Origin of the sequence: Burkholderia sp. IO2 (genome assembly GCF_029522185.1) — a bacterium.
In the GTDB taxonomy this organism is placed as follows: Bacteria; Pseudomonadota; Gammaproteobacteria; order Burkholderiales; family Burkholderiaceae; genus Burkholderia; species Burkholderia cenocepacia.
In genome coordinates this window covers 20,923-46,265 of sequence record NZ_JAKWFH010000039.1, presented here as the reverse complement: position 1 = coordinate 46,265, position 25,343 = coordinate 20,923, and the positions used below count along the sequence as shown (strand labels likewise).

The 25,343-nt window shown below is 66.5% G+C and carries 23 protein-coding genes; 6 read left to right on the top strand and 17 right to left on the bottom strand.

From position 1 onward, the window contains the following. Position 1 precedes the first annotated feature (1 nt). The 14 genes from MMB92_RS23600 to MMB92_RS23535 form a co-directional block, all read right to left on the bottom strand. Positions 2-895 (bottom strand): ParB/RepB/Spo0J family partition protein, encoded by an 894-nt coding sequence (locus MMB92_RS23600; RefSeq protein ID WP_006482728.1) that lies wholly within the window; start codon positions 893-895, stop codon positions 2-4. A gap of 31 nt (positions 896-926) precedes the next feature. Next, the gene (locus MMB92_RS23595) at positions 927-1,706 is read right to left on the bottom strand and encodes a ParA family protein (RefSeq protein WP_006482737.1); all 780 of its coding nucleotides are present in this window, start codon (positions 1,704-1,706) and stop codon (positions 927-929) included. A gap of 51 nt (positions 1,707-1,757) precedes the next feature. Next, a complete protein-coding gene (gene rsmG, locus MMB92_RS23590; RefSeq protein ID WP_048988771.1) occupies positions 1,758-2,444 on the bottom strand; it encodes a 16S rRNA (guanine(527)-N(7))-methyltransferase RsmG in 687 nt (228 codons plus the stop codon). After that, positions 2,441-4,411: a tRNA uridine-5-carboxymethylaminomethyl(34) synthesis enzyme MnmG gene (gene mnmG, locus MMB92_RS23585; RefSeq protein ID WP_277562965.1), complete on the bottom strand. Its 1,971-nt coding sequence runs from the start codon at positions 4,409-4,411 to the stop codon at positions 2,441-2,443. The genes rsmG and mnmG overlap by 4 nt, the downstream gene beginning before the upstream one ends. Positions 4,412-4,950: 539 nt before the next feature. After that, positions 4,951-5,706, bottom strand: coding sequence for an ABC transporter ATP-binding protein (locus tag MMB92_RS23580; protein ID WP_200062358.1), 756 nt, complete (start codon positions 5,704-5,706; stop codon positions 4,951-4,953). Beyond that, positions 5,706-7,490 (bottom strand): branched-chain amino acid ABC transporter ATP-binding protein/permease, encoded by a 1,785-nt coding sequence (locus MMB92_RS23575; RefSeq protein WP_006491417.1) that lies wholly within the window; start codon positions 7,488-7,490, stop codon positions 5,706-5,708. Before MMB92_RS23575 ends, MMB92_RS23580 begins: the two co-directional genes overlap by 1 nt. Before the next feature lie 4 nt (positions 7,491-7,494). Continuing rightward, the gene (locus MMB92_RS23570; protein WP_006482706.1) at positions 7,495-8,550 is read right to left on the bottom strand and encodes a branched-chain amino acid ABC transporter permease; all 1,056 of its coding nucleotides are present in this window, start codon (positions 8,548-8,550) and stop codon (positions 7,495-7,497) included. 204 nt (positions 8,551-8,754) lie between these two features. Further along, positions 8,755-9,912, bottom strand: coding sequence for an ABC transporter substrate-binding protein (locus tag MMB92_RS23565; protein ID WP_125332908.1), 1,158 nt, complete (start codon positions 9,910-9,912; stop codon positions 8,755-8,757). 1,080 nt (positions 9,913-10,992) lie between these two features. Continuing rightward, positions 10,993-11,970, bottom strand: a complete 978-nt coding sequence (locus MMB92_RS23560; RefSeq protein ID WP_006482714.1) for a branched-chain amino acid ABC transporter permease — start codon at positions 11,968-11,970, stop codon at positions 10,993-10,995. Beyond that, complete coding sequence (locus MMB92_RS23555) at positions 11,970-12,854, bottom strand: branched-chain amino acid ABC transporter permease (protein ID WP_006482704.1); 885 nt, start codon at positions 12,852-12,854, stop codon at positions 11,970-11,972. The genes MMB92_RS23560 and MMB92_RS23555 overlap by 1 nt, the downstream gene beginning before the upstream one ends. Positions 12,855-12,986: 132 nt before the next feature. Then, positions 12,987-14,186, bottom strand: a complete 1,200-nt coding sequence (locus tag MMB92_RS23550; protein WP_006482735.1) for an ABC transporter substrate-binding protein — start codon at positions 14,184-14,186, stop codon at positions 12,987-12,989. Positions 14,187-14,263: 77 nt separating this feature from the next. Beyond that, positions 14,264-15,019 carry an ABC transporter ATP-binding protein gene (locus tag MMB92_RS23545; protein ID WP_124633643.1) on the bottom strand — a complete coding sequence of 252 codons (756 nt, stop codon included), beginning with the start codon at positions 15,017-15,019 and terminating at the stop codon, positions 14,264-14,266. Further along, a complete protein-coding gene (locus tag MMB92_RS23540) occupies positions 15,016-15,795 on the bottom strand; it encodes an ABC transporter ATP-binding protein (RefSeq protein ID WP_006477266.1) in 780 nt (259 codons plus the stop codon). The genes MMB92_RS23545 and MMB92_RS23540 overlap by 4 nt, the downstream gene beginning before the upstream one ends. 438 nt (positions 15,796-16,233) lie before the next feature. Further along, positions 16,234-17,919 carry a choline dehydrogenase gene (locus MMB92_RS23535; protein ID WP_080323619.1) on the bottom strand — a complete coding sequence of 562 codons (1,686 nt, stop codon included), beginning with the start codon at positions 17,917-17,919 and terminating at the stop codon, positions 16,234-16,236. 188 nt (positions 17,920-18,107) lie between these two features. Between MMB92_RS23535 and MMB92_RS23530 the strand changes: the two genes are divergently transcribed. Beyond that, positions 18,108-19,007 carry a LysR family transcriptional regulator gene (locus MMB92_RS23530; protein ID WP_012492239.1) on the top strand — a complete coding sequence of 300 codons (900 nt, stop codon included), beginning with the start codon at positions 18,108-18,110 and terminating at the stop codon, positions 19,005-19,007. 204 nt (positions 19,008-19,211) lie between these two features. Continuing rightward, positions 19,212-19,745: a class IV adenylate cyclase gene (locus MMB92_RS23525; RefSeq protein WP_006482724.1), complete on the top strand. Its 534-nt coding sequence runs from the start codon at positions 19,212-19,214 to the stop codon at positions 19,743-19,745. Positions 19,746-19,816: 71 nt separating this feature from the next. On the opposite strand, the gene MMB92_RS23520 is transcribed toward MMB92_RS23525, so the two are convergent. After that, entirely contained in the window at positions 19,817-20,302 is a 486-nt protein-coding gene (locus MMB92_RS23520; protein WP_006408082.1) for an Lrp/AsnC family transcriptional regulator, read from the bottom strand. 139 nt (positions 20,303-20,441) lie between these two features. Here MMB92_RS23520 and phhA point away from each other — a divergent pair, with 139 nt between their 5' ends. Together phhA and MMB92_RS23510 are read left to right on the top strand one after the other, a co-directional pair. After that, positions 20,442-21,335: a phenylalanine 4-monooxygenase gene (gene phhA, locus MMB92_RS23515; protein ID WP_034201168.1), complete on the top strand. Its 894-nt coding sequence runs from the start codon at positions 20,442-20,444 to the stop codon at positions 21,333-21,335. A gap of 91 nt (positions 21,336-21,426) precedes the next feature. Further along, positions 21,427-21,804: a 4a-hydroxytetrahydrobiopterin dehydratase gene (locus MMB92_RS23510; protein ID WP_277562964.1), complete on the top strand. Its 378-nt coding sequence runs from the start codon at positions 21,427-21,429 to the stop codon at positions 21,802-21,804. A 92-nt stretch (positions 21,805-21,896) separates the two neighbouring features. On the opposite strand, the gene MMB92_RS23505 is transcribed toward MMB92_RS23510, so the two are convergent. Continuing rightward, the gene (locus tag MMB92_RS23505; RefSeq protein ID WP_006401493.1) at positions 21,897-22,127 is read right to left on the bottom strand and encodes a DUF3717 domain-containing protein; all 231 of its coding nucleotides are present in this window, start codon (positions 22,125-22,127) and stop codon (positions 21,897-21,899) included. Positions 22,128-22,249: 122 nt separating this feature from the next. Between MMB92_RS23505 and MMB92_RS23500 the strand changes: the two genes are divergently transcribed. Together MMB92_RS23500 and MMB92_RS23495 are read left to right on the top strand one after the other, a co-directional pair. Continuing rightward, positions 22,250-22,942 carry a response regulator transcription factor gene (locus MMB92_RS23500; protein WP_006401494.1) on the top strand — a complete coding sequence of 231 codons (693 nt, stop codon included), beginning with the start codon at positions 22,250-22,252 and terminating at the stop codon, positions 22,940-22,942. Between the two features lie 120 nt (positions 22,943-23,062). Further along, on the top strand, positions 23,063-24,547 hold the full coding sequence (locus tag MMB92_RS23495) for a sensor histidine kinase (protein WP_012492237.1): 1,485 nt from the start codon (positions 23,063-23,065) through the stop codon (positions 24,545-24,547). A 153-nt stretch (positions 24,548-24,700) separates the two neighbouring features. Here MMB92_RS23495 and MMB92_RS23490 read toward each other — a convergent pair whose 3' ends face one another. Then, entirely contained in the window at positions 24,701-25,231 is a 531-nt protein-coding gene (locus MMB92_RS23490; protein WP_006491632.1) for an SET domain-containing protein-lysine N-methyltransferase, read from the bottom strand. Between the last annotated feature and the right edge of the window lie 112 nt (positions 25,232-25,343).

The window sequence follows — 25,343 nt, the reverse complement described above, 5'->3', positions numbered from 1 at the left end:
GTTACTCTTCGGTCGCGACGTTGCCGCGCAGGCGCGCGAGAATGCCCTCGAGCGCGTCGAGGTTGCCGAAGTCGATCAACACCTGCCCGCGCCCGCGGCGGCCCAGCTTGATCTTCACCGTCGACGCGAGCAGGTCTGACAACTCCTCTTCGAGACGACGTGTATCGCGGCCGCCGTCGTCCTTCGCACGCGCCTTCACGGCCGGCGCTTCCTTCGTCGTATGTGCGACGAGCTTCTCGGTCTCGCGCACCGACATGCGCTTGTTGACCACCTGATGCGCGAGCGTGATCTGCGTGGCCGCGTCGACCGCGAGCAGCGCGCGTGCGTGCCCCATGTCGAGATCGCCGGCCAGCAGCATCGTCTGCACGGGTGACGCGAGGTTCAGCAGGCGCAGCAGGTTCGACACCGCGCTGCGCGAACGGCCGACCGATTCGGCCGCCTGTTCGTGCGTGAAACCGAACTCGTCGAGCAGGCGCTGGATGCCGTGCGCCTCTTCGAGCGGATTCAGGTCCTCGCGCTGGATGTTCTCGATCAGCGCCATCGCGGCGGCGGCCTGATCGGATACGTCCTTCACGAGCACCGGCACTTCATCGAGGCCGGCCAGGCGCGCCGCGCGGAAACGCCGCTCGCCCGCGATGATCTCGTATTTGTCTGACGAAATAGGCCGTACCAGGATCGGCTGCATCACGCCCTGCGCGCGAATGCTGGCCGCGAGCTCCTGCAGGCTGCCTTCGTCCATCCGCGTACGCGGCTGGTACTTGCCGGCTTGCAGCTTGCCGAGCGCGAGCGTGTTCGGTGCGCCTTCGATCTTCACCGCTTCGGTGATATCGGCACTGCCGCCGAGCAGCGCTTCGAGGCCACGTCCCAAGCCCTTCTTCTTTGGTACCGCGTTCATGTCTTTCTTCCTCGCTTCGCTCATGTCCGGATCACGACACCTCGAACGCGCGCACGCGTTCGATCATCTCGGCACCGAACTGGATATACGCCTGCGCACCGCGCGAGCTGCGATCGAACACGACGCCCGGCAACCCGTAACTCGGCGCTTCCGCCAGACGCACGTTGCGCGGAATCACCGCGTCGAACACCTTGTCGCCGAAGTGCGCTTTCAGTTGATCGGAGACTTGCTGCTGCAGCGTGATGCGCGGATCGAACATCACGCGCAGCAGGCCGATGATCTTCAGGTCGCGATTCATGTTCGCGTGAACCTGCTTGATCGTATTGACGAGGTCCGACAGCCCTTCCAGCGCGAAGTACTCGCACTGCATCGGGATCACGACGCCGTGCGCCGCGCACAGGCCGTTCAGCGTCAGCAGCGACAGCGTCGGCGGGCAATCGATCAGCACGAAATCGTAGTCGTCGGCCACGCGCTCGAGCGCGGCCTTCAGCCGGCGCTCGCGATTGTCGATGCTGATCAGCTCGATCTCGGCGCCGGACAGCTCGCGGTTCGCGGGAAGCACGTCGTAGGTGACGCCTTCCGGACGCACGCGCGCGTCAGTCACCGACACGCCATCGACCAGCACTTCGTACACGGTCGCTTCGCAGGCGGCCTTGTCGATCCCGCTGCCCATCGTCGCGTTGCCCTGCGGGTCGAGATCGATCAACAGGACTCGTTGCTCCTGCGCTGCAAGGCTTGCGGCGAGATTGACCGATGTCGTCGTCTTGCCGACGCCCCCCTTCTGGTTCGCAACGCAGAAGATCTTTGCCATCGTTGGTGTGTTCCCTTTACCTTCAAACAAACGGCGCGCTACCGCGCGCCTTCAATTCGCGTCGTCGACGGCCACTTCGAACAGATGCCGCTCCGCATCGAGCATCGGCACCGCCAGCCGGATCGTCTGCTTGACGTGGCTGCCTTCCGGCAACCGCGCAATCTCGTCGTCCGGGTGAACGCCCTTCATCGCCCAGATCGAACCACCCGGCGCGACCAGATGTCGAGCAAGTTTAACGAAGTCGGATAGATCCGCGAAAGCGCGGGATACGATCATGTCGAATTTTTCCGGCACTTCGACACCCGGCTGCAGCGATTCGACCCGCCCGGTGACCACCGACAGGTTCGCCAGCTTCAGCTCCGCGCGCATCTGCGTCTGGAAGGCGGACTTCTTCTGCACGATATCGTTCAGCGTGACCTGCCAGCCCGGCTCGACGATCGCCAGCACGATACCGGGCAGCCCGCCGCCCGAGCCGACGTCGAGCACGCGCGCCGACGTACGACCACGCAGATGCGGGACGATGGAAAGCGAATCGAGGATGTGCTGGATCAGCATCTGCTTCGGGTCGCGGATCGCGGTCAGGTTGTAGACCGCGTTCCACTTGCCGAGCAGCGCGACGTAGTCGAGCAGCTGGTTGCGTTGCGCATCCGTCAGCGTGAGGTCGAGCGCCGCCGTGCCTTCGACGAGCATCTGTTCCAGTACGTCCCGATTAACCGCCGGCGCGCGACGCGCCGTCATTGTTGCGTCGGGACGGTACCGCCCCCCTGCTCCGCGGACTCTGCGGCCGTGCCGTTGCGGCGGCCCAGGCCGCGCCGCTTCAGGTGCACCATCAGCAGCGAGATGGCCGCCGGCGTGACGCCCGAGATACGCGACGCTTGCCCGATCGTTTCCGGCCGGAACTCGTTGAGCTTCTGGCTCACCTCGAACGACAGGCCGCGGACTTCACGGTAATCGATACCGTCCGGCAGGCGCGTGTTCTCGTTCGCATCGTTGCGCTCGATCTCGGACGCCTGGCGCTCGATATAGCCCTGATACTTGATGCCGATCTCGACCTGTTCCTTGATCTGTGCGAGCAGCACCGGATCGTCCGTCAGCGGCTCCGCGGGGCCGCACTCGCCGCCCTTCAGTCCGCATACGCCGTCGTAGCTCACACCCGGGCGGCGCAGCAGTTCGGCGAGGCTGTATTCGTGATCGATCGCCTTGCCGAGCAACGCGGTCGCCTCTTCTGCCGGCAGCGTCTTCGGCGTGACCCAGGTCGACTTCAGGCGTTCGGTTTCACGTGAAACAGCGTCGCGTTTCCGGCTGAAGGCGTCCCAGCGCGCGTCGTCGACCAGCCCCAGTTCGCGGCCGATTTCGGTCAGGCGCATGTCAGCGTTATCTTCGCGCAGGCTCAGGCGATACTCGGCGCGACTCGTGAACATCCGGTACGGCTCGGCCACACCGCGCGTAACGAGATCGTCGACCAGCACGCCCAGATAGGCCTGGTCGCGCCGCGGGCACCACGCCTCCTTCTCCTGCACGTAACGGCCCGCATTGAGGCCGGCCAGCAGACCCTGCGCGGCCGCCTCCTCGTAGCCGGTCGTGCCGTTGATCTGGCCCGCAAAGAACAGCCCGTTGATCGCCTTCGTCTCGAGCGACGCCTTCAGCGCGCGCGGGTCGAAGTAGTCATACTCGATCGCGTAGCCGGGACGCAGGATGTGCGCGTTCTCGAGGCCGCGCATCGAATGCACGAGCTCGAGCTGGACATCGAACGGCAGGCTCGTCGAGATCCCGTTCGGATAGAACTCGTTGGTCGTCAGCCCTTCCGGTTCCAGGAAGATCTGGTGCGATTCCTTCGATGCGAACCGGTGGATCTTGTCCTCGATCGACGGGCAATAGCGCGGCCCGACACCTTCGATCACGCCTGTATACATAGGCGAACGGTCGAGACCGCCGCGAATGATGTCGTGCGTGCGCTCGTTCGTATGCGTGACCCAGCACGGCAGCTGCTGCGGATGCTGCTCCGCGCGGCCCAGGAACGAGAACACGGGGATCGGATCGAGGTCGCCCGGCTGCTCGTCGAGCTTCGAGAAGTCGATCGTGCGCCCGTCGATACGCGGCGGCGTACCGGTCTTCAGGCGGCCCTGCGGCAGCTTCAGCTCCTTCAGGCGCGACGACAGCGACACGGCCGCCGGATCGCCCGCGCGGCCGCCCGTGTAGTTGTTCAGGCCGACGTGGATCTTGCCGTCGAGGAACGTACCGGCCGTCAGCACAACCGCGCGCGCGCGAAAGCGGATGCCGATCTGCGTGACGGCGCCAACCACGCGGTCGCCTTCGACGATCAGGTCGTCGACCGCCTGCTGGAACAGCCACAGGTTCGGCTGATTTTCGAGCCGGTGGCGAATCGCGGCCTTGTACAGGATGCGATCGGCCTGCGCGCGCGTCGCGCGCACGGCCGGGCCCTTCGACGAATTGAGGATCCGGAACTGAATACCGCTTTCGTCCGTCGCGGCGGCCATTGCGCCGCCCAGTGCGTCGACTTCCTTGACCAGATGGCCCTTGCCAATGCCGCCGATCGACGGATTGCAGCTCATCTGCCCAAGCGTTTCGATGTTGTGGGTCAGCAGCAGTGTCTTTGCGCCCATGCGGGCGGACGCCAGCGCGGCTTCCGTGCCGGCATGACCGCCACCGACGACGATGACGTCAAATTCTGTGGGAAAAAGCATGGTGGATTCCGTACGCAGAGCTGCGCACGAACCTATCAGAGAAATGTATGGGCCGAATTATAGCGGGTTCGCTTTTCACCCGAAGGCCGTCCGAATGGTAGGGTCTGTGCATTTCGGCGATTTTTTGGCTGAGGACCGGTGAAATGCCTTGGTAGGCGTACTTCGGCGATGCCTACGAGCGATTCAACGCACATCGTCGTGCCTGTGCAAAAAACCTGGTTGATAGTCGCGTCAGCATGTGTGGAACTCGTTAACTGGCCAATGCCTGTGGACCAGCGCAGCACGCCAGACCCGACATCCTGTGCCCATCACCACACAGCATTTCTGTCGGTCGTCCCCATGCTTATCCACCGAAGCGCGCCGCATCATCGGCCTGTGGAACAAGCAAGCGCAGCACCGCACAGAGCTTCCCACTATTCCGGCGCGACTTATCCGCCGGGTCAGAATCGTCGACGCATCGAAACCCGGCCAGCCCCAAAACAAAAACGGCGTGTTTCACGTGAAACACGCCGTCCGTTTCCCGCCCCCCGAGCCAACAATCAAGCCGTCTTCTTCGCCAGCCCGAGGTACGTTTCGATCACACGCGGATTCTGCGCGAGTTCGGCCGCCGGCCCTTCCAGCGCAAACTCGCCCGTCTCCAGCACATAACCGTAATCGGAGATCTGCAGCGCCGCCCGTGCGTTCTGCTCGATCAGCAGCGTCGCCACGCCGGTGCCGCGCAACGCGCTGATGATATGAAAGATCTCTTTCACGATCAGCGGCGCCAGCCCGAGGCTCGGCTCGTCGAGCATCAGCAGATCGGGTTTGCCCATCAGCGCACGGCCGACCGCCAGCATTTGCCGCTCGCCACCGGACAGCGTGCCGGCCGCCTGCCGGCGCCGCTCCTTCAGCCGCGGGAACAGCGCGAACACGTGATCGAGCTGATCGAGGAAGTTCGCTTCCCCGGCCTGCTTGCGCCGATATGCGCCCAATACGAGGTTGTCCTCGACCGTCATCGTGCTGAACAGCTCGCGTTTCTCCGGTACGAGGCACATCCCGCGTGCGACGCGCTGCTCGACGGGCAATGCGCCGACGTCGTTGCCGCGATACACGACCGCACCGGACGCGTGCCCCGTTATCGGCAGCGCCCCCATGATCGCGTTCAGCAGCGTCGACTTACCGGCGCCGTTCGGGCCGATCACGCTGACGATCTGTCCCGCCCCGACCTTGATGGCCGCGCCGTGCAGCGCCTCCACCTTTCCGTACCGCACCGCCAATCCGCGTACTTCAAGAATCGGCATCGTCGTGTCCGTCATCACTCCACCCCGCCCAGATACGCTTCGAGTACGGCCGGGTCCTGCTGCACATCCTGCGGCAGCCCTTCCGCGATCCGCGTGCCGAATTCCATCACCACCAGCCGGTCGGTGAGGTTCATCACGAAATCCATGTCATGTTCCACGAGCAACACACTCATCCCTTCGGCCTTCAGCCGCCGCAGCAGGTCGGCGAGTTGCTGCTTCTCCTGGTAACGCAGCCCGGCGGCCGGCTCGTCGAGCAGCAGCAGCGTCGGATCGCAGCACAGCGCCCGCGCGATTTCGAGGATCCGCTGCTGGCCGAGCGCGAGGCTGCCCGCTTCGTCGTACATGTGCTTTTCCAGCCCGACGCGGCGGATCTGGCGCGCGGCTTCGGCCAGCAACTGCGCTTCCTCGTGCGCATTGAGCCGCGCGATGCTGCGCCACACGCCCGTGTGGCCACGCAGATGGGCGCCGATCGCGACGTTCTCGAGCACCGTCATCGCCGGCAGCAGCTTCACGTGCTGGAACGTGCGGCCGATGCCGCGGCGGACGATCTGACGCGACGTCAGCCCGTCGATGCGTTCGCCACGGAACGTGATCGCTCCGCCGGTCGGCTTCAGCACGCCGGTCACGAGGTTGAACGTGGTCGACTTGCCTGCGCCGTTCGGGCCGATCAGCCCGATGATCTGCCCCGCTTTCACGTCGAAGCTGACGTCGTTGACGGCCACCAGCCCGCCGAACTGCTTGCGTGCGTTGTCGACGACGAGCAGCGGCTCGCCGGCCACGGGCTTCGCGCGCTGTGGCAGCGGGTCGGCCTGCTCCGGCACATGCGCGCGCGGCCCGCGCGGGAACAGCTTCGCGACGAACGGCCATACGCCCTGGCGCGCGTACTGCAGCAGCAGCACCATCAGCACGCCGAACACGATGATCTCGAAGTTGCCTTCCGAACCGAGCAGCTTCGGCAGCAGTGTCTGCAGATAGTCCTGCAGCACGGTCAGGATCGCGGCGCCGAGCACCGCGCCCCACACGTGCGACACGCCGCCCACCACGGCCATGAACAGGAATTCGATCCCGTGGTTCAGGCCGAACGGAGTCGGGTTCACCGCGCGCTGCAGATGCGCGTACAGAAAGCCCGATACGGCAGCGAGCACGGCCGCGTAGACGAAGATCACGACGCGCATCCACGCGGTGTTCACGCCCATCGCCTCGGCCATCACGCCGCCGCCGCGCAGCGCGCGGATCGCGCGACCCGGACGGCTGTTCAGCAGGTTCTGCACCGACACGATCGCGGCCAGCACCACGGCCCAGATCAGGAAATACAGGCTGCGACCGCTTTCGAGCTCGATGCCGAACAGGTTCAGCGCCGGAATCCCGTTGATCCCGTCGTACTTGCCGAGCAGTTCGAGGTTGCCGAACAGGTAGAACAGCGCGAGTCCCCACGCGATCGTGCCGAGCGGCAGGAAGTGCCCGGACAGCCGCATCGTCACGGCGCCCAGCACGAGCGCGACCAGCGCCGTCAGCACGACGCCGACGATCAGCGCGAGCCACGGCGACACGCCGTACCGCGTCGTCAGGAACGCGGTCGCATACGCGCCAATGCCGACGAACGCGGCCTGCCCGAAGCTCGTCATCCCGCCGACGCCCGTCAGCAGCACGAGCCCGATCGCGACGATCGCATACAGGCCGATGTAGTTCAGCAGCGTGATCCAGTACTCGGGCACCTGCAGCGCGCCGGGCAGCACCGGCAGCGCGAACAGCACCACGAGAAACACCCAGAAGGTCTTGTTGCGTACCATCGTCTTCATCGCGTCACTCCTCTTCCTCTTCCGCATGCGGCGTCACGAAGCTCCGCCACAGCAGCACCGGAATGATCAGCGTGAACACGATCACCTCCTTGTATGCGCTCGCCCAGAACGACGAATAGGATTCGAGCACGCCGACCAGCAGCGAGCCGGCGGCCGCGAGCGGATAGCTGACGAGCCCGCCGATGATCGCGCCGACGAAGCCCTTCAGGCCGATCAGGAAGCCCGAGTCGTAGTAGATCGTCGTCAGCGGACCGACGAGGATCCCGGACAGCACGCCGAGCCCCGCCGCGAACGTGAATGCAAGCCGCCCCGCTTCGGTGGTGCCGATGCCGACGAGCCGCGCCCCGAGCCGGTTCACCGACGTCGCGCGCAGCGCCTTGCCCGCGATCGTGCGGCCGAAGTACACGTAGAGCGCACCGATCAACACGAGCGCCGTGACGACGACGAGGATGCTCTGCACCGACACCGTCATGCTGCCGATCGCGAGCGACGCGTCCGAGAACGCGTTGGTGCGCGAGCCTTCCGCGCCGAACATCACGAGGCCGAGACCGACCATCGCGAAATGGACGGCGACCGACACGATCAGCAGCAGCAGCGTCGTGCCTTCGGCGATCGGCTGGTACACGAGCCGGTAGACGAACGGCCCCATCGGCACGACGATCGCGAGCGTCAGTGCGATCTGCGCGAGCATCGGCATCGGTTGCGCGGCAAAGCTGCGCGTGATCGCGAACACCGCGAGCGGCAGCAGGATGTAGCGGCTGGCGAGCGTCGCGAGCGTGCGACCGAGCTGATGGCGGCGTTCACGATGCCGGATCAGGCTACCGACTTCGAGCAGGAAGCACGCGATGCCCATCGCGAACAGCAGCCAGCAGGTGGCGGGGAATTTCTGCGCCTGCAACGCGGCCAGCGTCAGCGCACCGTAGGCGACGAACTCGCCCTGGGGAATGAAGATCACCCGCGTGACGGAAAACACCAGGACGAGCGCCAGCGACAACAATGCATAAATGGCGCCGGTCGTGATGCCGTCTTGCGCGAGGATCGCCGCAATCGAGAGATCCATACGTTTCGTGTATCGAGAGAAGGCTGCGGAGAAACGAAAGGCGGAAACGGCCGGGACGCGCGCGACGCGATCGGCACGTCGCGCGCATGCGGCGGGCCCCGGTGGTTCCAGGCAGCACGGGTGCGGCCGTCAGGCGCGCACCCTGCCGACGGCACACGCGGCGCCGTTCGCGCCGCGCACGCCGGTTTCACGTGATGCTTGCGCTTACTCGGCCTGCAGCTTCCACTTGCCGTCGACGATCTGCACCATCACGCGCGCACGCGTGTCGAAGCCGTTATGATCGGTCGCCGTCATGTTGATCACGCCGTGCGACACGGGCAGATCCTTCACGCTTTCGAGCGACGCGCGCAGCGCTTCGCGGAACGCCTCGGTGCCCGGCTGGCCCTTCTTCAGCGCTTCCGGGATCGCCCGCTGCAGCAGCAGGCCCGCATCCCACGCATGACCGCCGAACGTCGACAACGAACCCGCGCCGTAGGCCTTCTCGTACGCGGCCTTGTAGCCGAGCGCCGGCTTCTTCACCGGGTTCGAGTCGGGCAGCTGGTCGGTCACGAGCACGGGGCCGGCCGGCAGGATCTCGCCTTCGCAATCCTTGCCGCACACGCGCAGGAAATCGTTGTTGGCGACACCGTGCGTCTGGTACACCTTGCCCTTGTAGCCGCGCTCCTTCAGCGTCTTGGCCGGCAGCGCCGCCGGCGTGCCGGAGCCCGCGATCAGCACCGCATCCGGGTTCGAGCCCAGCAGCTTCAGCACCTGCCCCATCACCGACGCGTCGGTCCGGTTGTAGCGCTCGTTCGATACGAGCTTCAGCCCGTGCTTCGCGGCCGCCGCGTCGAACGTCTTGTACCAGCTGTCGCCGTACGCGTCGGCGAAACCGATGAAGCCGACCGTCTTCACGCCGTGCTTCGCCATGTAACCGGCGATCGCGTCGGCCATCAGCTGGTCGTTCTGCGGCACCTTGAACATCCACGCGCGCTTCGCGTCCATCGGCGCGATGATCTGCGCGCTCGCCGCGAGCGAGATTGTCGGCGTCTTGCCCTGCGACACGGGGTCGAGCATCGCGAGCGAGTTCGGCGTGACCGACGAGCCGATGATCGCGTCGACGTGGTCCTCGTCGATCAGCTTGCGCACGTTCTGCACTGCGCGGCTCGTGTCGGAGGCGTCGTCCAGCACGATGTACTGCACGCTCTTGCCCGCGATTTCCTTCGGCAGCAGCGCGATCGTGTTCTTTTCCGGAATCCCGAGCGAAGCGGCCGGGCCGGTGGCCGACAGCGTCACGCCGATCTTGACCTGCGCCGACGCCGTAGCCGCCGCACACACGAGGCCCGCGGCAAGCAGGGCCTCCATCCATCGATTCATCTTCATTTACGTTGTCTCCAAACGCTGCTCGAAAAAACCACGGGTCGCTCGGGCGGCTCCCGGTCCCCAAAAACAAGTTAATAAATTAACTATCTCGTCCTGCCCCGCCAATGCTCGTTTTCCCGTGACACGCCGGGCGCGCGCCGCATGCCGGCCCAAACGATCGTTCGACCGTCACGATGCGTAACGGGGGTGTCGTCAGGATGAAGAAAGCGAAGAAATGCGCGAGCGCGCGAGTGATCGTTGCGGCTGCATCGATGATCGGCGCGCAGCTCGAACCGGCCTGCTGCGGCCAGGCCCGCGACGGGTGAAACATCGAAAAACCGGCCGCTCATGCGAATACGGACGCAAACGCGGATGTCGATGCGAGCGCAACGACCCGCGAGGGCGCGGGAACGCGCATACGGGCCACGGAACGGCTCGGGAACGCCGCGATGACCCACCGCGCACCCCATGACGAACGGACGGCGCCTGCCGCCTCTCCTGCCCCGATCCACCGTGCTGCGCTGCTCATCCAACCGTACTCCCTCTTCTGCATTGTGCTTGTAGGAGAACTGCCGACCATTTTCCCGACCGCACGGTCGGCGAAAGCCGAGTGTAACGGACGCATTTCGCGCACGCCAACCGGGTAAGCCCGAAGCGCCTGTGCAGGACTGCGCAGCGTCTGCGAACGAATCGCCGGAAACGGAAAACGGGGACGCGCGAAGCGCGGAAAAGACGCGGTGCGAACGCAAACGCGGGAAGTGGCCGTCACGCGGGCCGATGCACCATCGAAGGAATCCGTGCACGCAAATGAAAAAGCGCTGTTGGATTCCGTCCAACAGCGCTTTGGGGTCCGGGCACTTTGTGCCTCGATTGTCTCCTCGTTCTCCACCTGCAAATTCGTTTCGCGGTGCATCAGAACTAAGGTGAATCTTAAAGAGGCTTAAGCACCACGACAACTTAGCATTTACCCCTATGGTGCATCGCCGCACGAAAATGGGGCACCAGCCTGCCGCGCGGCGCCGGCCGGAGCCTGCTGCGACGCCCTTCCCGGGCGTGCCGGATGGTGCTTCGCATCAACGCGCGGCGACGCGCACCGCATGCTCATGACGAGGCCCTGAGCGGCTTGACCCGCGCGACCATCTCGCCGACGATCCCGCGCCGGAATGCCAGCACGCACGCGATGAAGATCAGCCCGGTGACGATCGTCGCCGATTCGCCGAGCGAATGGAACCACGCGACGCCCGTCGTCGACGCGAGCCATTCGCCGATGTCGCCGAGCCGGTCTTCCAGCGCCACGATCAGCGCGGCGCCCAGCAGCGGCCCGAACAGCGTGCCCATTCCGCCGACCAGCGTCATCAGCACGACGAGGCCCGACATCGTCCAGTACGCGTCCGACAGCGTCTCGAAGCCGAGCACCAGCACCTTCAGCGAGCCGGCCAGCCCCGCGAGCCCGGCCGACAGGATGAACGCGAGCAGCTTGAAGCGGTCGGTGTCGTAGCCGAGCGAGATCGCGCGCGCCTCGTTCTCCTTGATGGCGACGAGCACCTGGCCGAACGGCGAATGCACGACCCGCACGATGAACGCGCACGCGGCCACGACCACCACCAGCACGACGTAGTACAGCGCGACGTCGTTCGACAGGTCGAGCAGCCCGAACAGGCGGCCGCGCGGCACGCCCTGCAGGCCGTCCTCGCCGTGCGTGAACGGCGCCTGCAGATAGATGAAGTAGACCATCTGCGCGAACGCGAGCGTGATCATCGCGAAGTAGATGCCCTGCCGGCGAATCGCGAACAGCCCGACGACGAGCCCGAGCAGCGTCGCGGCGACGGTGCCGACCAGCACGCCGAGCTCCGGCGTGAAACCGAGCGTCTGCATCGAGTAGCCGGTCGCATAGCCGGCCGTCGCGAGGAACATCGCATGGCCGAACGACAGCAGCCCCGTATAGCCGATCAGCAGGTTGAACGCGGCCGCGAACAGCGCGAACGCGAGCACCTTCATCACGAACACCGGATACGCGCCGATGAACGGCGCGGCGAGCAGTGCGGCGAGCAGCACGCCGTAGAGCACTTTTCTCTGCATCATTTTTCCTTGCCGAAGAGGCCCGCCGGGCGGAACAGCAGCACGATCGCCATGATCACGAACACGACGGTGGCCGACGCTTCGGGATAGAACACGCGCGTGAAGCCCTCGATCACGCCGAGCAGCAGGCCCGTGACGATCGAGCCGAGGATCGAGCCCATCCCGCCGATCACGACCACCGCGAACACGGTGATGATCATCGGCTGGCCCATCAGCGGCGACACCTGGATCACCGGCGCGGCCAGCACGCCCGCGAACGCGGCGAGCGCGACGCCGAAGCCGTAGGTGAGCGTGATCATCATCGGCACGTTCACGCCGAACGCCTCGACGAGCTTCGGGTTCTCGGTGCCCGCGCGCAGGTACGCGCCGAGCCGCGTCTTCTCGATCACGAACCACGTCGCGAGGCACACCGCGAGCGACGCGACGACGACCCAGGCGCGATAGTTCGGCAGGAACATGAAGCCGAGGTTGGTCGCGCCGGACAGCTGCGACGGCACGTCGTACGGCTGGCCCGACGATCCGTAGATCGACCGGAACACGCCTTCGACGACCAGCGTGAGGCCGAACGTGAGCAGCAGCCCGTACAGGTGATCGAGCTTGTACAGCCAGCGCAGCATCGAGCGCTCGATCGCGATCCCGAACGCGCCGACCATCAGCGGCGCCAGCGCGAGCATCGCCCAGTACGGCAGCCCGAAATACGACAGGCCCATCCACGCGAGCATCGCGCCCAGCATGAACAGCGCGCCGTGCGCGAAGTTGATCACGTTGAGCAGCCCGAAGATCACCGCGAGCCCGAGGCTCAGGATCGCGTAGAACGAGCCGTTGACGAGCCCGAGCAGCAACTGGCTCAGCATCGCCGGCAACGGAATGCCAAAGATTTCCATCGACTTAGCCGTCAGAATGAGTTTCGTTGCGTGCGCAACCTTACGGCCGTTGCGCGCGCGAGCGGCGCAGCAGGCACGTCGCTGCGGCCGCCGCCGCGCGGCGCGCGACTCGCGCGCGCCGCTACGCAGCGCTTACTTCCACAACGCGCAGCGCGTTTCCTGCTTGGTGCCGAACGCCTGTTCGCCCGGAATCGTCGCGAGCACCTTGTAGTAGTCCCACGGCTCCTTCGATTCAGACGGCTTCTTCACTTCCATCAGGTACATGTCGTGGATCATGCTGCCGTCCTGGCGGATGTAGCCCTTCGCGTAGAAGTCGCTGATCTTGATCTTCTTCAGCTCGGCCATCACCTTGTCGGAGTCGGTCGTCCCGGCGGCCTGCACGGCCTTCAGGTACGTCGTCACCGACGAGTAGTCGGCCGCCTGCAGGCTCGACGGCATCTTCTTCATCTTGCCGAAGTAGCGCTGCGCCCACTGGCGCGACGCCGCGTCGCGGTTCCAGTACCAGCTGTCGGTCAGCACGAGGCCCTGCGTCGTCTCGAGGCCGAGGCTGTGCACGTCGTCGATGAACATCAGCAGCGCGGCGAGCTTCATCGTCTTCGTGATGCCGAATTCCTTCGCGGCCTTGATCGAGTTGATCGTGTCGCCGCCCGCGTTCGCGAGGCCGAGAATCTGTGCCTTCGACGATTGCGCCTGCAGCAGGAACGACGAGAAATCCGATGCGGACAGCGGATGACGCACCGCGCCGAGCACCTGCCCGCCGTTCGCCTTCACGACGTCCGACGTGTTCTTCTCGAGCGCCTTGCCGAACGCGTAGTCGGCCGTCAGGAAGAACCAGCTCTTGCCGCCCTGCTTCACCACCGCCGACCCGGTGCCCTTCGCGAGCGCCATCGTGTCGTACGCGTAGTGGACCGTGTACGGCGTGCACTGCTCGTTGGTCAGCGTGTCGGCGCCCGCGCCGATGTTGATGTAGACCTTCTTCTTCTCGGCCGCGACCTGGTTCATCGACAGCGCGGTGGCCGAGTTCGTGCCGCCGACCAGCAGGTCGAGGCCACCGCGGTCCATCCATTCGCGCGCCTTCGATGCGGCGATGTCGGCCTTGTTCTGGTGATCGGCATAGACGACCTCGATCGGCTTGCCGAGCACCTTGCCGCCGAAGTCCGCGACCGCCATGCGGATCGCCTCGAGACCGCCCTGCCCGTCGATATCCGCGTAAAGCCCCGACATGTCGGTGATGAAGCCGATCTTCACGGTATCCGCCGCGTGGGCGGCGCCGGCGGTGAACGCGGCGGTCGCGAGCGCGAGACAGGCCTGTGCGAGGGTCTTCATTTTCATTGACGTCTCCTGTTGTTCTGATGCGTTGTGGTTGTTCGAGGGCCGCCACGGCCAGCGGCAAGGGAATCGGAGCGGCGTCACACCCCGAGCAGGTCGTGCAGCGTCGGCATCTTGCCTTCCAGTTCGGACGCGCGGAAATGCTCGACGATGCTGCCGTGCTCCATCACGTAGAAGCGGTCGGCAAGCGGCGCGGCGAAGCGGAAATTCTGTTCGACCATCACGATCGTGTAGCCGCGCGCCTTCAGCGCGACGATCATCCGCGCGAGCGCCTGCACGATCACCGGCGCGAGGCCCTCGGAAATCTCGTCGAGCAGCAGCAGGTTCGCGCCGGTGCGCAAGATCCGCGCGACCGCGAGCATCTGCTGCTCGCCACCGGACAGCCGCGTGCCCTGGCTCTGCCGGCGCGACGCGAGGTTCGGGAACATCGCGTAGATCTCGTCGAGCGACATCGCATGCTCGCGCGACCCGATCAGCGGCGGCAGCATCAGGTTCTCCTCGCACGACAGGCTCGCGAAGATCCCGCGCTCCTCCGGGCAGTAACCGATGCCGTAATGCGCGATGCGGTGCGTCGCGAGGCCGATCGTCTCGTGGCCGGCGACCTTGATCGACCCGCTGCGGCGGCCCGTGAGGCCCATGATCGCGCGCAGCGTCGTCGTGCGGCCCGCGCCGTTGCGGCCGAGCAGCGTGACGACCTCGCCGCGATGCACCGTCAGGTCGACACCGTGCAAGATGTGGGATTCCCCGTACCAGGCCTCCAGGCCCGTGATCTCCAGCGCAGGCGTACCGCTCTCGACGCCGCTCAATTCGCGTTCCTCCCGTTCGCTGTGCTTCATGCGTGCGCCCCCGCGAGCGCCGCGTCGGCGCTGCCCATGTAGGCCTCGATGACGAGCGGATTCTTCGACACTTCCGCATACGAGCCTTCGGCCAGCACCTCGCCGCGTTGCAGGACGGTGATCGTGTCGGAGATCCCCGCGATCACGTTCATGTTGTGTTCCACCATCAGGATCGTGCGCCCGCTCGCGACCTTCTTGATCAACGCGGTCACGCGGTCGACGTCCTCATGGCCCATCCCCTGCGTCGGCTCGTCGAGCAGCATCAGTTCGGGCTCCATTGCGAGCGTCGTCGCGATCTCGAGCGCGCGCTTGCGGCCGTAGGCCAGCTCGACGGTCGGCACGTGCGCGAAATCGGTGAGGCCGACCTGCGTGAGCAGGTCCATCGCGCGATCGTCGAGCCGCTTCAGCGTGCGCTCGCTGCGCCAGAAATGAAATTCGGTGCCGAGCGCGCGTTGCAGGCCGATGCGCACGTTCTGCAGCGCGGTGAGGTGCGGGAACACGGCCGAGATCTGGAACGAGCGGATGATGCCGCGCCGCGCGACCTGCGCGGGCCGCTCGTCGGTGATGTCGATGCCGTTGAAGACGATCTGGCCGGCCGTCGGCGTCAGAAATTTGGTGAGGAGGTTGAAACAGGTGGTCTTGCCCGCGCCGTTCGGCCCGATCAATGCGTGGATCGCACCGCGCCGCACACGCAGGTTGACGCCGTTCACGGCGGTGAAGCCCCTGAATTCCTTCGTCAGTCCGCGTGTTTCCAGAATCGTGTCGCCGAGAATCATGTTCCCTTCCGTACGAAGTCAGGCGAAGCACCGGGATGCCTGGCGCAGGCGGCCGCGAACAGGTCAGCGGATCAGCGGGCTGCCCCCGGGCGCCGTGGTACGCCTCGAGGGTTGGTCTCCCGCGCCGACGCGTATGCACATTACAGAACATTGTCGCGCCGTTGGTGCAGTGCAATCATCGGGATTTGCACTTATAGGGCTGGCCGCCATATCGGCCGCGACTGCGTGCGGTTTTGCACCGCGCTTTTTTGACACGTGCATCATCACGCGTTGACCTGCTGCGGGATCCGGCACGCGCGCGCTCGACGAAAAAAAGCCGCGCGACGACGCGGCTTGCAGGGATCTTGCCGTTCGAACGGACGTGACGGCAGCTTGTTTCGCATAGCGAATCAGCGGGCGTTCGCATGACCGCCCGCTGGCATGCGTGTCAGCGGGTCGTCACACAGCCGTCACCGCGGCCTCGGTTCGCACCGCCGTCGCTTCGCGCGCCGCGCGGCGGTCGGCACGAATCATGTCGCTCGCGCGCTCGGCGATCATCAACGTCGGCGAATTGGTGTTGCCCGATGTGATGAACGGCATCACCGACGCATCGACGATCCGCAACCCGGCGATGCCGCGCACGCGCAGCCGGCTGTCGACCACCGCGCGTTCGTCGTCCGCGCGCCCCATCCGGCACGTGCCGACCGGGTGGAAGATCGTCGTGCCGACGGCGCCGGCCGCGTCGACCAGTTCGGCCTCGGTCCGGTATTGCGGGCCCGGCAGGATTTCCTCGGGGCGATAGCGTGCAAGCGCCGGTGCGGACGCGATCCGGCGCGTGAGGCGCAGCGCGTTCGCGGCGACGTGCCGATCGTGATCGGTCGACAGATAGTTCGGCGCGATCGCCGGTGCGCTGCCCGGATCGGCGCTCGTCACGTGCACGCTGCCGCGCGACGTCGGCCGCAAATGGCAAACCGACGCCGTAAAGGCGTTGAAGCGGTGCAGCGGTTCGCCGAAGCGTTCGAGCGACAGCGGCTGCACGTGATACTGGAGATCGGGGCGCGTGAGTGCGGGATCGTCCGGATCCGATTTCGCGAATGCGCCCAACTGCGACGGCGCCATCGACATCGGCCCGCGCTGCAGCAGCGCATATTCGGCGCCGATCATCAGCTTGCCCCACCAGTGCGCGGACAGCGTATTGAGCGTACGCACGCCGTCGACGCGAAACGCCATGCGCAATTGCAGGTGATCCTGCAGGTTTTCGCCGACGCCGGGCAGATCCTGCACGACGTCGATGCCGAGCGCCTGCAGCCGCCGGCCATCGCCGATGCCCGACAGTTCGAGCAGTTGCGGCGAATTCACCGCGCCCGACGTCAGCAGCACTTCCGCTCGCGCGCGCGCGACGTAATCGGTGCCGCCGCCGCGATACTCGACGCCGACCGCGCGCCGACCGTCGAAAATCACGCGCTGCGCATGCGCACCGGTGATCACGGTCAGGTTCGGGCGCGCCATCGCCGGCCGCAGGAATCCCTTCGACGTATTCCAGCGCACGCCGCGCTTCTGGTTCACTTCGAAGTAGCCGACCCCGGCATTGTCGCCGCGGTTGAAATCGTCGGTCGCGGGAATGCCCGTCTGCTGCGCGGCCTGCGCGAACGATTCGAGGATCTCCCAGCGCAGCCGCTGTTTCTCGACGCGCCAGTACCCGCCCGCGCCGTGCGCGTCGCTCGCGCCCGCATGGTGATCCTCGCTGCGCTTGAAGATCGGCAGCACGCTGTCCCACGACCAGCCGGCGTCGCCGGTTTCCTGCGCCCAGTGATCGTAGTCCTCGCGCTGGCCGCGCATGTAGATCATCCCGTTGATCGACGAGCAGCCGCCGAGCACGCGGCCGCGCGGATACGACAGCGCGCGGCCGTTGAGCGCCGCTTCGGGCTGCGTCTTGTACAGCCAGTCGGTGCGCGGGTTGCCGATGCAGTACAGATAGCCGACCGGGATATGAATCCAGTGGTAGTCGTCCTTGCCGCCCGCTTCCAGCAGCAGCACGCTGATGTCGGGATCCTCGGTCAGGCGGTTCGCGAGCACGCAGCCCGCGGTGCCCGCGCCGACGATCACGTAGTCGAATTCGCCCTCGAGCGTGCGTTGAGTACTCACGGCGTGTCCCCTTCTGCTTGTTGTGCGCCGCGCGGCGCGATGCCGCGCGCATGTTCAGCATAGTGCGTCGTGTCGCGCGTCGCGCTCAAGGCCGCGCGCCGCGACCCGATGAAGCGTACTCCCGCGCGCGGCCGCCGATCCAATGAGTTATGCTGAACTGCGTTATAAGCCGCGCTCATATCACGACGATGGATCTCACCCTGCTCCGCGCGTTCGCGACGGTCGCGCGCGAAGGCAACCTGACGCGCGCCGCCGCGCAGCTGCACCTGACGCAGCCGGCCGTCAGCCTGCAGATCAAGCACCTGCAGGAAACGCTCGGCGTCGCGCTGTTCACGCGCACGTCGCGCGGGCTCGCGCTCACGCGCGACGGCCAGACGCTGCTGCCGCATGCGGAACGGGCGCTGGCCGCGGCCGCCGACGTGCAGCGCGCCGCCGCCGCACTGCGGCACGAGGTGCGCGGCCGGCTGCGGATCGGCACGATCCTCGATCCGGGGTTCCTGCGGCTCGGCGGCTTCCTGCGTGCGCTGGTCGAGACCCATCCGCAGATCGAGACCGCGCTGCGGCACGGGATGTCGGGCTGGGTGATCGAACAGGTGCGTGCGCGGGCGCTCGACGTCGGCTACTACATCGGCCGTCCCGAAGAGGACTCGCCGCGCGACGAAGCGCTGTTCCACACCGTCACGCTGACGCGCTTCGAATATCGCGTCCTGGCGCCCGCCGGCTGGAAGGAGCGCGTGCAGCGCGCGCACGACTGGCGGGCGCTCGCCGCGCTGCCGTGGATCTGGACGCCGCCGGCGTCCGCGCACCACCGGCTGCTGTCGCGGCGTTTCGCGGACGCCGGCGCGCAGCCGGTGAAGGTCGCCGAGGTCGACCAGGAGCAGTCGATGCTCGATCTCGTCAAATCGGGGATCGGGTTGACGCTCGCACGCGATTCGACCGCGCTGGCCGAAGCGCACGCGCATGCGCTGACGATCGTCGAGCACGTGACGGTGCCGACCGAACTGACGTTCGTGACGCTCGCCGAGCGGCGCGACGAGCCGGCGATCGCGGCCGCGTTGCGGCTGATCGAAGCGCAGTGGGCGATATGAGCATTGCTGATGTCGATGCGGCCGATTGCGCATCGGGTATCGGTGCCTGATGCATCCCGCGGATCGCCGTCGCGGGCCGAATCACCGACTCGCCCGCCCCGCGTCGTGTCGCCGCGCCCCCGCCCGCTCGTCACGCCACCATCGCAGGCTTTTTGCTAGATTGTGCGTTCGCACACCGCGAGACCCCGATTGAAGGAGACCCGCATGGCCCGCAACATCGAGATCAAAGCCCGCGCCCGCGAATTCGACCGGCTGCGCGAACAGGCGGCTCAACTCGCGACCGAAGCGCCGTTGTTCTACCGCCAGCAGGATTTCTTCTATGACGTGCCGCGCGGCCGGCTGAAGCTGCGCCGCTTCGAGGACGGCACGCCGGCGGAGCTGATCTTCTACCAGCGCGACGACCGCGACGGCCCGAAGGCGTCGTACTACACGCGCAGCCCGGTGACGAACCCCGACGCGATGCATTCGCTGCTCGCGACCGCGCTGACCACGCGCGGAATCGTGACGAAGGAGCGGCACGTGTACCTCGCGGGCCGCACGCGCATCCATCTCGACCGCGTCGACGGGCTCGGCGATTTCATCGAACTCGAAGTCGTGCTCGGCCCGGACGACGACGAAGCCGGCGGCGAAGCGGAAGCGCACGAGGTATTCGCGAAGCTCGGCGTGGCGCAGGAGGATCTCGTCGCGGTCGCGTACGTCGATCTGCTGAACGCCGACGCCCAGCCCGAAACGGCCTGATCCGGCCCCGCTGAAGGCGCGCCGCGCGTGCCGCCTTCAGCGCCGGTGCCGGCCCCGCGGGCGCCGCCCCGTCACGCGGCGCCGGGCGCCAGGTGCGCGAGCGGCAGCGCGCCGTTGCGCTTGAAGGTCGTCAGCACGATGTTCGAGCGCACGCTGTCGACGCCCGGCACCCGCATCAGCTTCTTCATCACGAACTGCGACAGCGCGTTGAGATCCGGCGCGACGATCCGCAGCAGATAGTCGGCATCGCCCACCACCGCATGGCATTCGAGCACTTCGGGCAGCACGTCGATCTGCTGCTGGAACTGCTCGATGATCGAATCGCCGTGATGCTTGAGCTTCAGGCTCGTGAACGCGGTCACGCCGAGCCCGAGCTTTTCGGGGCGCAGCATCACGCGATAGCCTTCGATCACGCCGGCCGCCTCGAGCCGCTGCAGCCGCCGGCCGATCTGCGACGGCGACAGCGGCACCTCCTCACCCAGCTGCTGATGCGTCGCGCGACCGAAGCGCTGCAGTACGTCCAGCAGCGCGAGATCGAAGTGATCGAGTTCCAGCATGAGTGTTCTCCGCATTGATTCGTGATTTGATGCGTGATTATCGCATCATTCGGCAAATCAACGCCAACTATGCGCCCAATCCGCGCGCAGCCCGCTCTACACTTGCATGGTCCCAACCCACAGCGTGCAGAGCCTGATCATGTCCACCGTCGTCACCGCGAAACTGCAGGAGCAGTTCGATGCGGGCCTCGAAACCCGCGCCGATTTCACCATCGACCAGCCGCTGCACCGCTACGGCCAGGTCGACCACGCGGTGTGGAAGCAGCTCTATGCGCGCCAGTCGGCCTTGCTGCGCGGCCGCGCGTGCGACGCGTTCGTCGCCGGACTCGGCAAGATCGAGCTGCCGGCCGATCGCGTGCCGTCGTTCGCCGACGTGAATCGCCAGCTGAAGCCCGCGACCGGCTGGGAAATCGTCGCGGTACCGGGCCTCGTGCCCGACCGCGTGTTCTTCGAGCACCTCGCGAACCGGCGTTTCCCCGTCACCTGGTGGATGCGTCGCCCCGACCAGCTCGACTACCTGCAGGAACCCGACTGCTTCCACGACCTGTTCGGCCACGTGCCGCTGCTGATCGACCCGGTGTTCGCCGACTACATGCAGGCGTACGGCCGCACCGCGCTCGCGGTCGCCGACGACGAAGCGGCGCTGGCGCGGCTCGCGCGCCTCTATTGGTATACGGTGGAATTCGGGCTGATCCGCGACCCGCGCGGGACCAACGGGCTGTCGATCTACGGCGCCGGGATCGTGTCGAGCAAGGGCGAAAGCCTGTACAGCCTGGAAAGCGCGGCGCCGAACCGCCTCGGGTTCGATCTCGAGCGCGTGATGCGCACGAAGTACCGGATCGACACGTTCCAGAAGACCTACTTCGTGATCGACGATTTCGCGCAACTGTTCGCGCTCGCCGACGTCGACGGCCGCGCGCTGGCCGACCGGCTCGCGGCGCTGCCCGAATTCGCGGCCGGCGCGGTGCTCGACACCGACCGCGTGCTGCATCGCGGCACGGGCGACGGCTGGCCCGACGACGCCGACGCGTGACGCACCGGGCGCCGCGACACCGCGGCGCTGACCGCCCGCGGCCGGCTGCCCGTCGCCGCCCACCCGTCGCCCTTTCCGCAACTATGAAACAATGAACGATGCCGGCTTCGCCGCGCGGCGCAGCCGCGTGCGGGCGCCGTTACCGAACGAGAGGTGCAAGATGATCCACAAGCTCACATCCGAAGAACGCAAGACCCGGCTCGAAGGCCTGCCGCACTGGGCCGCCGTGCCGGGCCGCGACGCGATTCAGCGCCGCCTGCGCTTCGCCGATTTCAACGAGGCATTCGGCTTCATGACGCGCGTCGCGATCAAGGCGCAGGAGATGAACCACCATCCGGAATGGTTCAACGTGTACAACCGTGTCGACGTCACGCTGTCGACCCACGATGCCGACGGCCTCACCGAACGCGACATCGAACTCGCGCGTTTCATCGACGGCGCCGCGACGCACGCGCAACCCGGCGCCTGAGTCCCGCCTCTATCGCCGCGCGTCTTTCGGTGCGCGGCGCGTCAACTTTTCATTTCGATGAACGTTTTCTAGGATGTACTCAGCGAAAGCCTTCAGCTTTCCAAGCCATCCTTAAGGCGCACGTAAGTCTCGTACGCTTTCCGTGCCTTGGGGTCCAAACCTTCCAGTTGCAGCGCGCTTTCGCGCTGTACAATCAGCAGCGCATACGGCTTGGAAAGCGCGCTGGCCTCTTCGCAGAGTTTGAGTTCGTCGCCGCTCGACGGCGAGCGGGCGCGCCAGAAATTGATCGCGGCTTCTAGGTCGTGGATCGAAATATCGGACATGATTGGATCTAATCGTTCGCTGGCCGCCATGCTTGATGTCAGGCGAGGCGGCGCCCCTGTGGAAACGGCGTCGTGCTGTCCGCGTGCCTGAACCGCCAACCCATTGTACTTGAGCGAACTTCATGCGACTCCTTCTGATCGAAGACGACCGCCCCATCGCACGCGGTATCCAGAGCAGCCTCGAGCAGGCTGGCTTCACCGTCGACATGGTGCATGACGGCATCTTTGCCGAACAGGCGCTGGCACAGAACCGCCACGAACTCGTGATCCTCGACCTCGGCCTGCCGGGCATCGACGGAATGACGCTGCTCACGCGCTTCCGCCAGACCAACCGCCACACGCCCGTGATCGTGCTGACCGCGCGCGACGAGCTGAACGACCGGATCCAGGGCCTGAACTCCGGCGCCGACGACTACATGCTCAAGCCGTTCGAGCCGGCCGAGCTCGAAGCGCGCATCCGCGCGGTGATGCGCCGCAGCGGCCCGCACAGCGACATGCCGCGTCCGGAAGTGTCGCTCGGCGGCGTCCGCCTGTCGGGCGTCGACCGCCGCATCTTCAACGACGACAAGCCGCTCGAACTATCGCCGCGCGAATTCGCGGTGCTCGAAATGCTGCTGCTGCGTCACGGCCGCGTCGTCAGCAAGGCGCAGTTGCAGGATCACCTCACGCACTTCGGCGGCGATCTCGGCGACACCGCGATCGAAGTCTACGTGCACCGCGTGCGCAAGAAACTCGAGCAGTGCCGGGTCGAAATCGTCACCGTGCGCGGCTTCGGCTACCTGCTGCAGGAAATCCGCCAGACGGCGAGCGTCTGAGCGACGCCGCGCGCCGGCCAGCCGCGTGCCGCGGCGCGCCTGTGTGCGGCTTGCGCGTCGCCGCCCGGCGCACGACCGCGCCGCTCCCCGTGAGCGGCGCTCATCCATTTACCCGTCGAAATGTCTCCTGATCCGGCTGTGACCACCAGCCTGCGCCGCTCGCTGCTCCGGCGCCTCGCCGCCCCGCTGTCGATGCTCGCGCTGATGAGCGGCCTGATCGCCTACTGGCTCGCGTGGCAGTACACGCAGCACGTGATCGACCGCTCGCTCGCCGATCTCGCGACCGCCATCTCCAAACAGATCCAGATCGCCGGCCCCGACGCGCCGTTCACGGTGCCGCCGCTCGCGCAGGCGATGTTCTCCGATCCGGCCGAAGCGCTGATCTACCGGATCAGCGACGGCGAACAGGAACTCGCCGGCGATCCGAAACTGCCGCTGCAGGGCATCAACGTGCGCCGCATGCACCATGCGTACGTGTTCGAGGCCGAGTACGACAATCGCGCGGTGCGGGTCGCGCAGGTGCGCGTCGACGACGTCGAGGGCGGCAAGCCGATGGTCGTCGAAGTCGCGCAGCCGGTGCGGCACCGCTACCGGATCGCGGCCGAATTCCTCGTCGCGATCATGATGCCGCTGCTCCTGCTGCTGCTCGCGGGCTGGGGGATCGTGTGGCGCGTCGTGAACCAGCAGCTCGGCCCGCTCACGCATCTCGCGGATTCGCTGAACCGGCAGACCCACACGTCGCTGGAGCCGGTCGACGAAACCGACGTGCCGCTGGAGATCCGGCCGCTGACGAGCGCGATGAACGCGCTGCTCGGCCGTCTGAAGACCGCGCTCGACGCGCAGCGCAAGTTCATCGCCGACGCCGCGCACCAGTTGCGCACGCCGCTCACCGCGGTGAAGCTGCATGCCGAGCAGGCGGCCGTCGCGCGCGACCCGCACCAGACCTTCGCCGCGGTACGCGAGCTGCGCGCGGCCGCCGACCGCGCGGTGCGGCTGTCCAATCAGCTGCTGTCGCTCGCGCGTGCCGAGCCGGGCGAACAGGCCGCGCGCTTCGTCGACGTCGACCTCGCGGCGATGGCGTTCGAGACGGGCGCCGAATGGGTACCGCGCGCGCTCGCGTCGCATGTCGACCTCGGCTTCCAGCGCAGCGACGACCCGGGCGACGACGAGAAGCTGATCGTGCGCGGCAACCCGGTGCTGCTGCGCGAGGTGATCGCGAACCTGCTCGACAATGCGCTGAAGTACGTGCCGCTCGCGCGGCCGGACGGCGCGCGGATCACGGTGAACGTCGCGCGTGCCGCGCTCGAGGGCAACCAGCCGGCCGCCGAGATCGTCGTCGAGGACAACGGCCCCGGCGTGCCCGCGAACCAGCAGGCCGACCTGTTCAAGCGCTTCTTCCGTGGCGACGCGCAAAGCGGCAATGGCGTCGAGACGGGCGCCGGGCTCGGGCTCGCGATCGTGCACGACATCATCGCGATGCACGGCGGCACCGTGTCGTACGAGGATGCACCGGAAGGCGGCTCGCGCTTCGTCGTGCGGGTGCCGCTCGCCGCGCGTACGGAGAAGCCGGCCAGCGAAACGCCGGCCGCGGCGCCGACGCACTGAGCGGCGCGATGTTCGGCGGGCAACCGCGTGCCCGTCGACCGGGCAGCCCGCCGGAACAGGAACGGAAAGACGGAAAGCGAATGACGGGCCGCCATGATGCGGCAACCGTCGGCTGAAACGACAACGACAGCGCGCGATGCGCTGCCGCCTGCATCACTTCTTGTGCTTCTTGTCCTTCGAACCGGACGCCGACTTGCCGTCCTTCTTGTCCTTCTTCTTTTTCTTCTTCCCGCCTTCGTCGGACGTCGCGAGCAACGTGCCGCGGCACGACTCCGCACCGCAGTGGCACGCGTATTCGCGCTTGAGCTTCTTCGTCAGCTTCGCGTCGATCACGAGGCCGTAGTCGTAGAACAGCTCCTCTTCCGGTTCAATGTCGCGCAGCGCGTGGATGTACACACGGCCTTTGACTTCCTCGGCTTCGCAGTTCGGCGCGCACGAATGGTTGATCCAGCGCGCGCTGTTGCCGTCGATCTTGCCGTCGATCACGCCGCCTTCGTCCAGTGCGAAGTAGAACGTATGGTTCGGCTCGCTCGGGTCGTGCGGATGACGGCGCAGCGCTTCCTTCCACGAGATTCGCTCGCCCTTGTATTCCACTACGCGCTCGCCGGCCTTGATCGGCGCCACGGCGAACACGCCCTTGCCGTGTACTCCCGAGCGGCGCACCGCGATCCTGCGTGAACTCATCGAACCAATCCTTGTGAAGACGACCTGAAGGGAAGCAGCCGCGATCGCGGCCGGGCGCCGCGCAAAACGAAAACGCGGCACCGGTCGGTGCCGCGTCGGGGCATGCGGCGAA

Excerpts from the sequence above, each read along its gene's own strand:
- MMB92_RS23600 (WP_006482728.1), bottom strand. The coding sequence starts at position 895 with ATGAACGCGGTACCAAAGAAGAAGGGCTTGGGACGTGGCCTCGAAGCG.
- MMB92_RS23595 (WP_006482737.1), bottom strand. The coding sequence starts at position 1,706 with ATGGCAAAGATCTTCTGCGTTGCGAACCAGAAGGGGGGCGTCGGCAAG.
- rsmG (WP_048988771.1), bottom strand. The coding sequence starts at position 2,444 with ATGACGGCGCGTCGCGCGCCGGCGGTTAATCGGGACGTACTGGAACAG.
- mnmG (WP_277562965.1), bottom strand. The coding sequence starts at position 4,411 with ATGCTTTTTCCCACAGAATTTGACGTCATCGTCGTCGGTGGCGGTCAT.
- MMB92_RS23580 (WP_200062358.1), bottom strand. The coding sequence starts at position 5,706 with ATGACGGACACGACGATGCCGATTCTTGAAGTACGCGGATTGGCGGTG.
- MMB92_RS23575 (WP_006491417.1), bottom strand. The coding sequence starts at position 7,490 with ATGAAGACGATGGTACGCAACAAGACCTTCTGGGTGTTTCTCGTGGTG.
- MMB92_RS23570 (WP_006482706.1), bottom strand. The coding sequence starts at position 8,550 with ATGGATCTCTCGATTGCGGCGATCCTCGCGCAAGACGGCATCACGACC.
- MMB92_RS23565 (WP_125332908.1), bottom strand. The coding sequence starts at position 9,912 with ATGAAGATGAATCGATGGATGGAGGCCCTGCTTGCCGCGGGCCTCGTG.
- MMB92_RS23560 (WP_006482714.1), bottom strand. The coding sequence starts at position 11,970 with ATGCAGAGAAAAGTGCTCTACGGCGTGCTGCTCGCCGCACTGCTCGCC.
- MMB92_RS23555 (WP_006482704.1), bottom strand. The coding sequence starts at position 12,854 with ATGGAAATCTTTGGCATTCCGTTGCCGGCGATGCTGAGCCAGTTGCTG.
- MMB92_RS23550 (WP_006482735.1), bottom strand. The coding sequence starts at position 14,186 with ATGAAAATGAAGACCCTCGCACAGGCCTGTCTCGCGCTCGCGACCGCC.
- MMB92_RS23545 (WP_124633643.1), bottom strand. The coding sequence starts at position 15,019 with ATGAAGCACAGCGAACGGGAGGAACGCGAATTGAGCGGCGTCGAGAGC.
- MMB92_RS23540 (WP_006477266.1), bottom strand. The coding sequence starts at position 15,795 with ATGATTCTCGGCGACACGATTCTGGAAACACGCGGACTGACGAAGGAA.
- MMB92_RS23530 (WP_012492239.1), top strand. The coding sequence starts at position 18,108 with ATGGATCTCACCCTGCTCCGCGCGTTCGCGACGGTCGCGCGCGAAGGC.
- MMB92_RS23525 (WP_006482724.1), top strand. The coding sequence starts at position 19,212 with ATGGCCCGCAACATCGAGATCAAAGCCCGCGCCCGCGAATTCGACCGG.
- MMB92_RS23520 (WP_006408082.1), bottom strand. The coding sequence starts at position 20,302 with ATGCTGGAACTCGATCACTTCGATCTCGCGCTGCTGGACGTACTGCAG.
- phhA (WP_034201168.1), top strand. The coding sequence starts at position 20,442 with ATGTCCACCGTCGTCACCGCGAAACTGCAGGAGCAGTTCGATGCGGGC.
- MMB92_RS23510 (WP_277562964.1), top strand. The coding sequence starts at position 21,427 with ATGAACGATGCCGGCTTCGCCGCGCGGCGCAGCCGCGTGCGGGCGCCG.
- MMB92_RS23505 (WP_006401493.1), bottom strand. The coding sequence starts at position 22,127 with ATGTCCGATATTTCGATCCACGACCTAGAAGCCGCGATCAATTTCTGG.
- MMB92_RS23500 (WP_006401494.1), top strand. The coding sequence starts at position 22,250 with ATGCGACTCCTTCTGATCGAAGACGACCGCCCCATCGCACGCGGTATC.
- MMB92_RS23495 (WP_012492237.1), top strand. The coding sequence starts at position 23,063 with ATGTCTCCTGATCCGGCTGTGACCACCAGCCTGCGCCGCTCGCTGCTC.
- MMB92_RS23490 (WP_006491632.1), bottom strand. The coding sequence starts at position 25,231 with ATGAGTTCACGCAGGATCGCGGTGCGCCGCTCGGGAGTACACGGCAAG.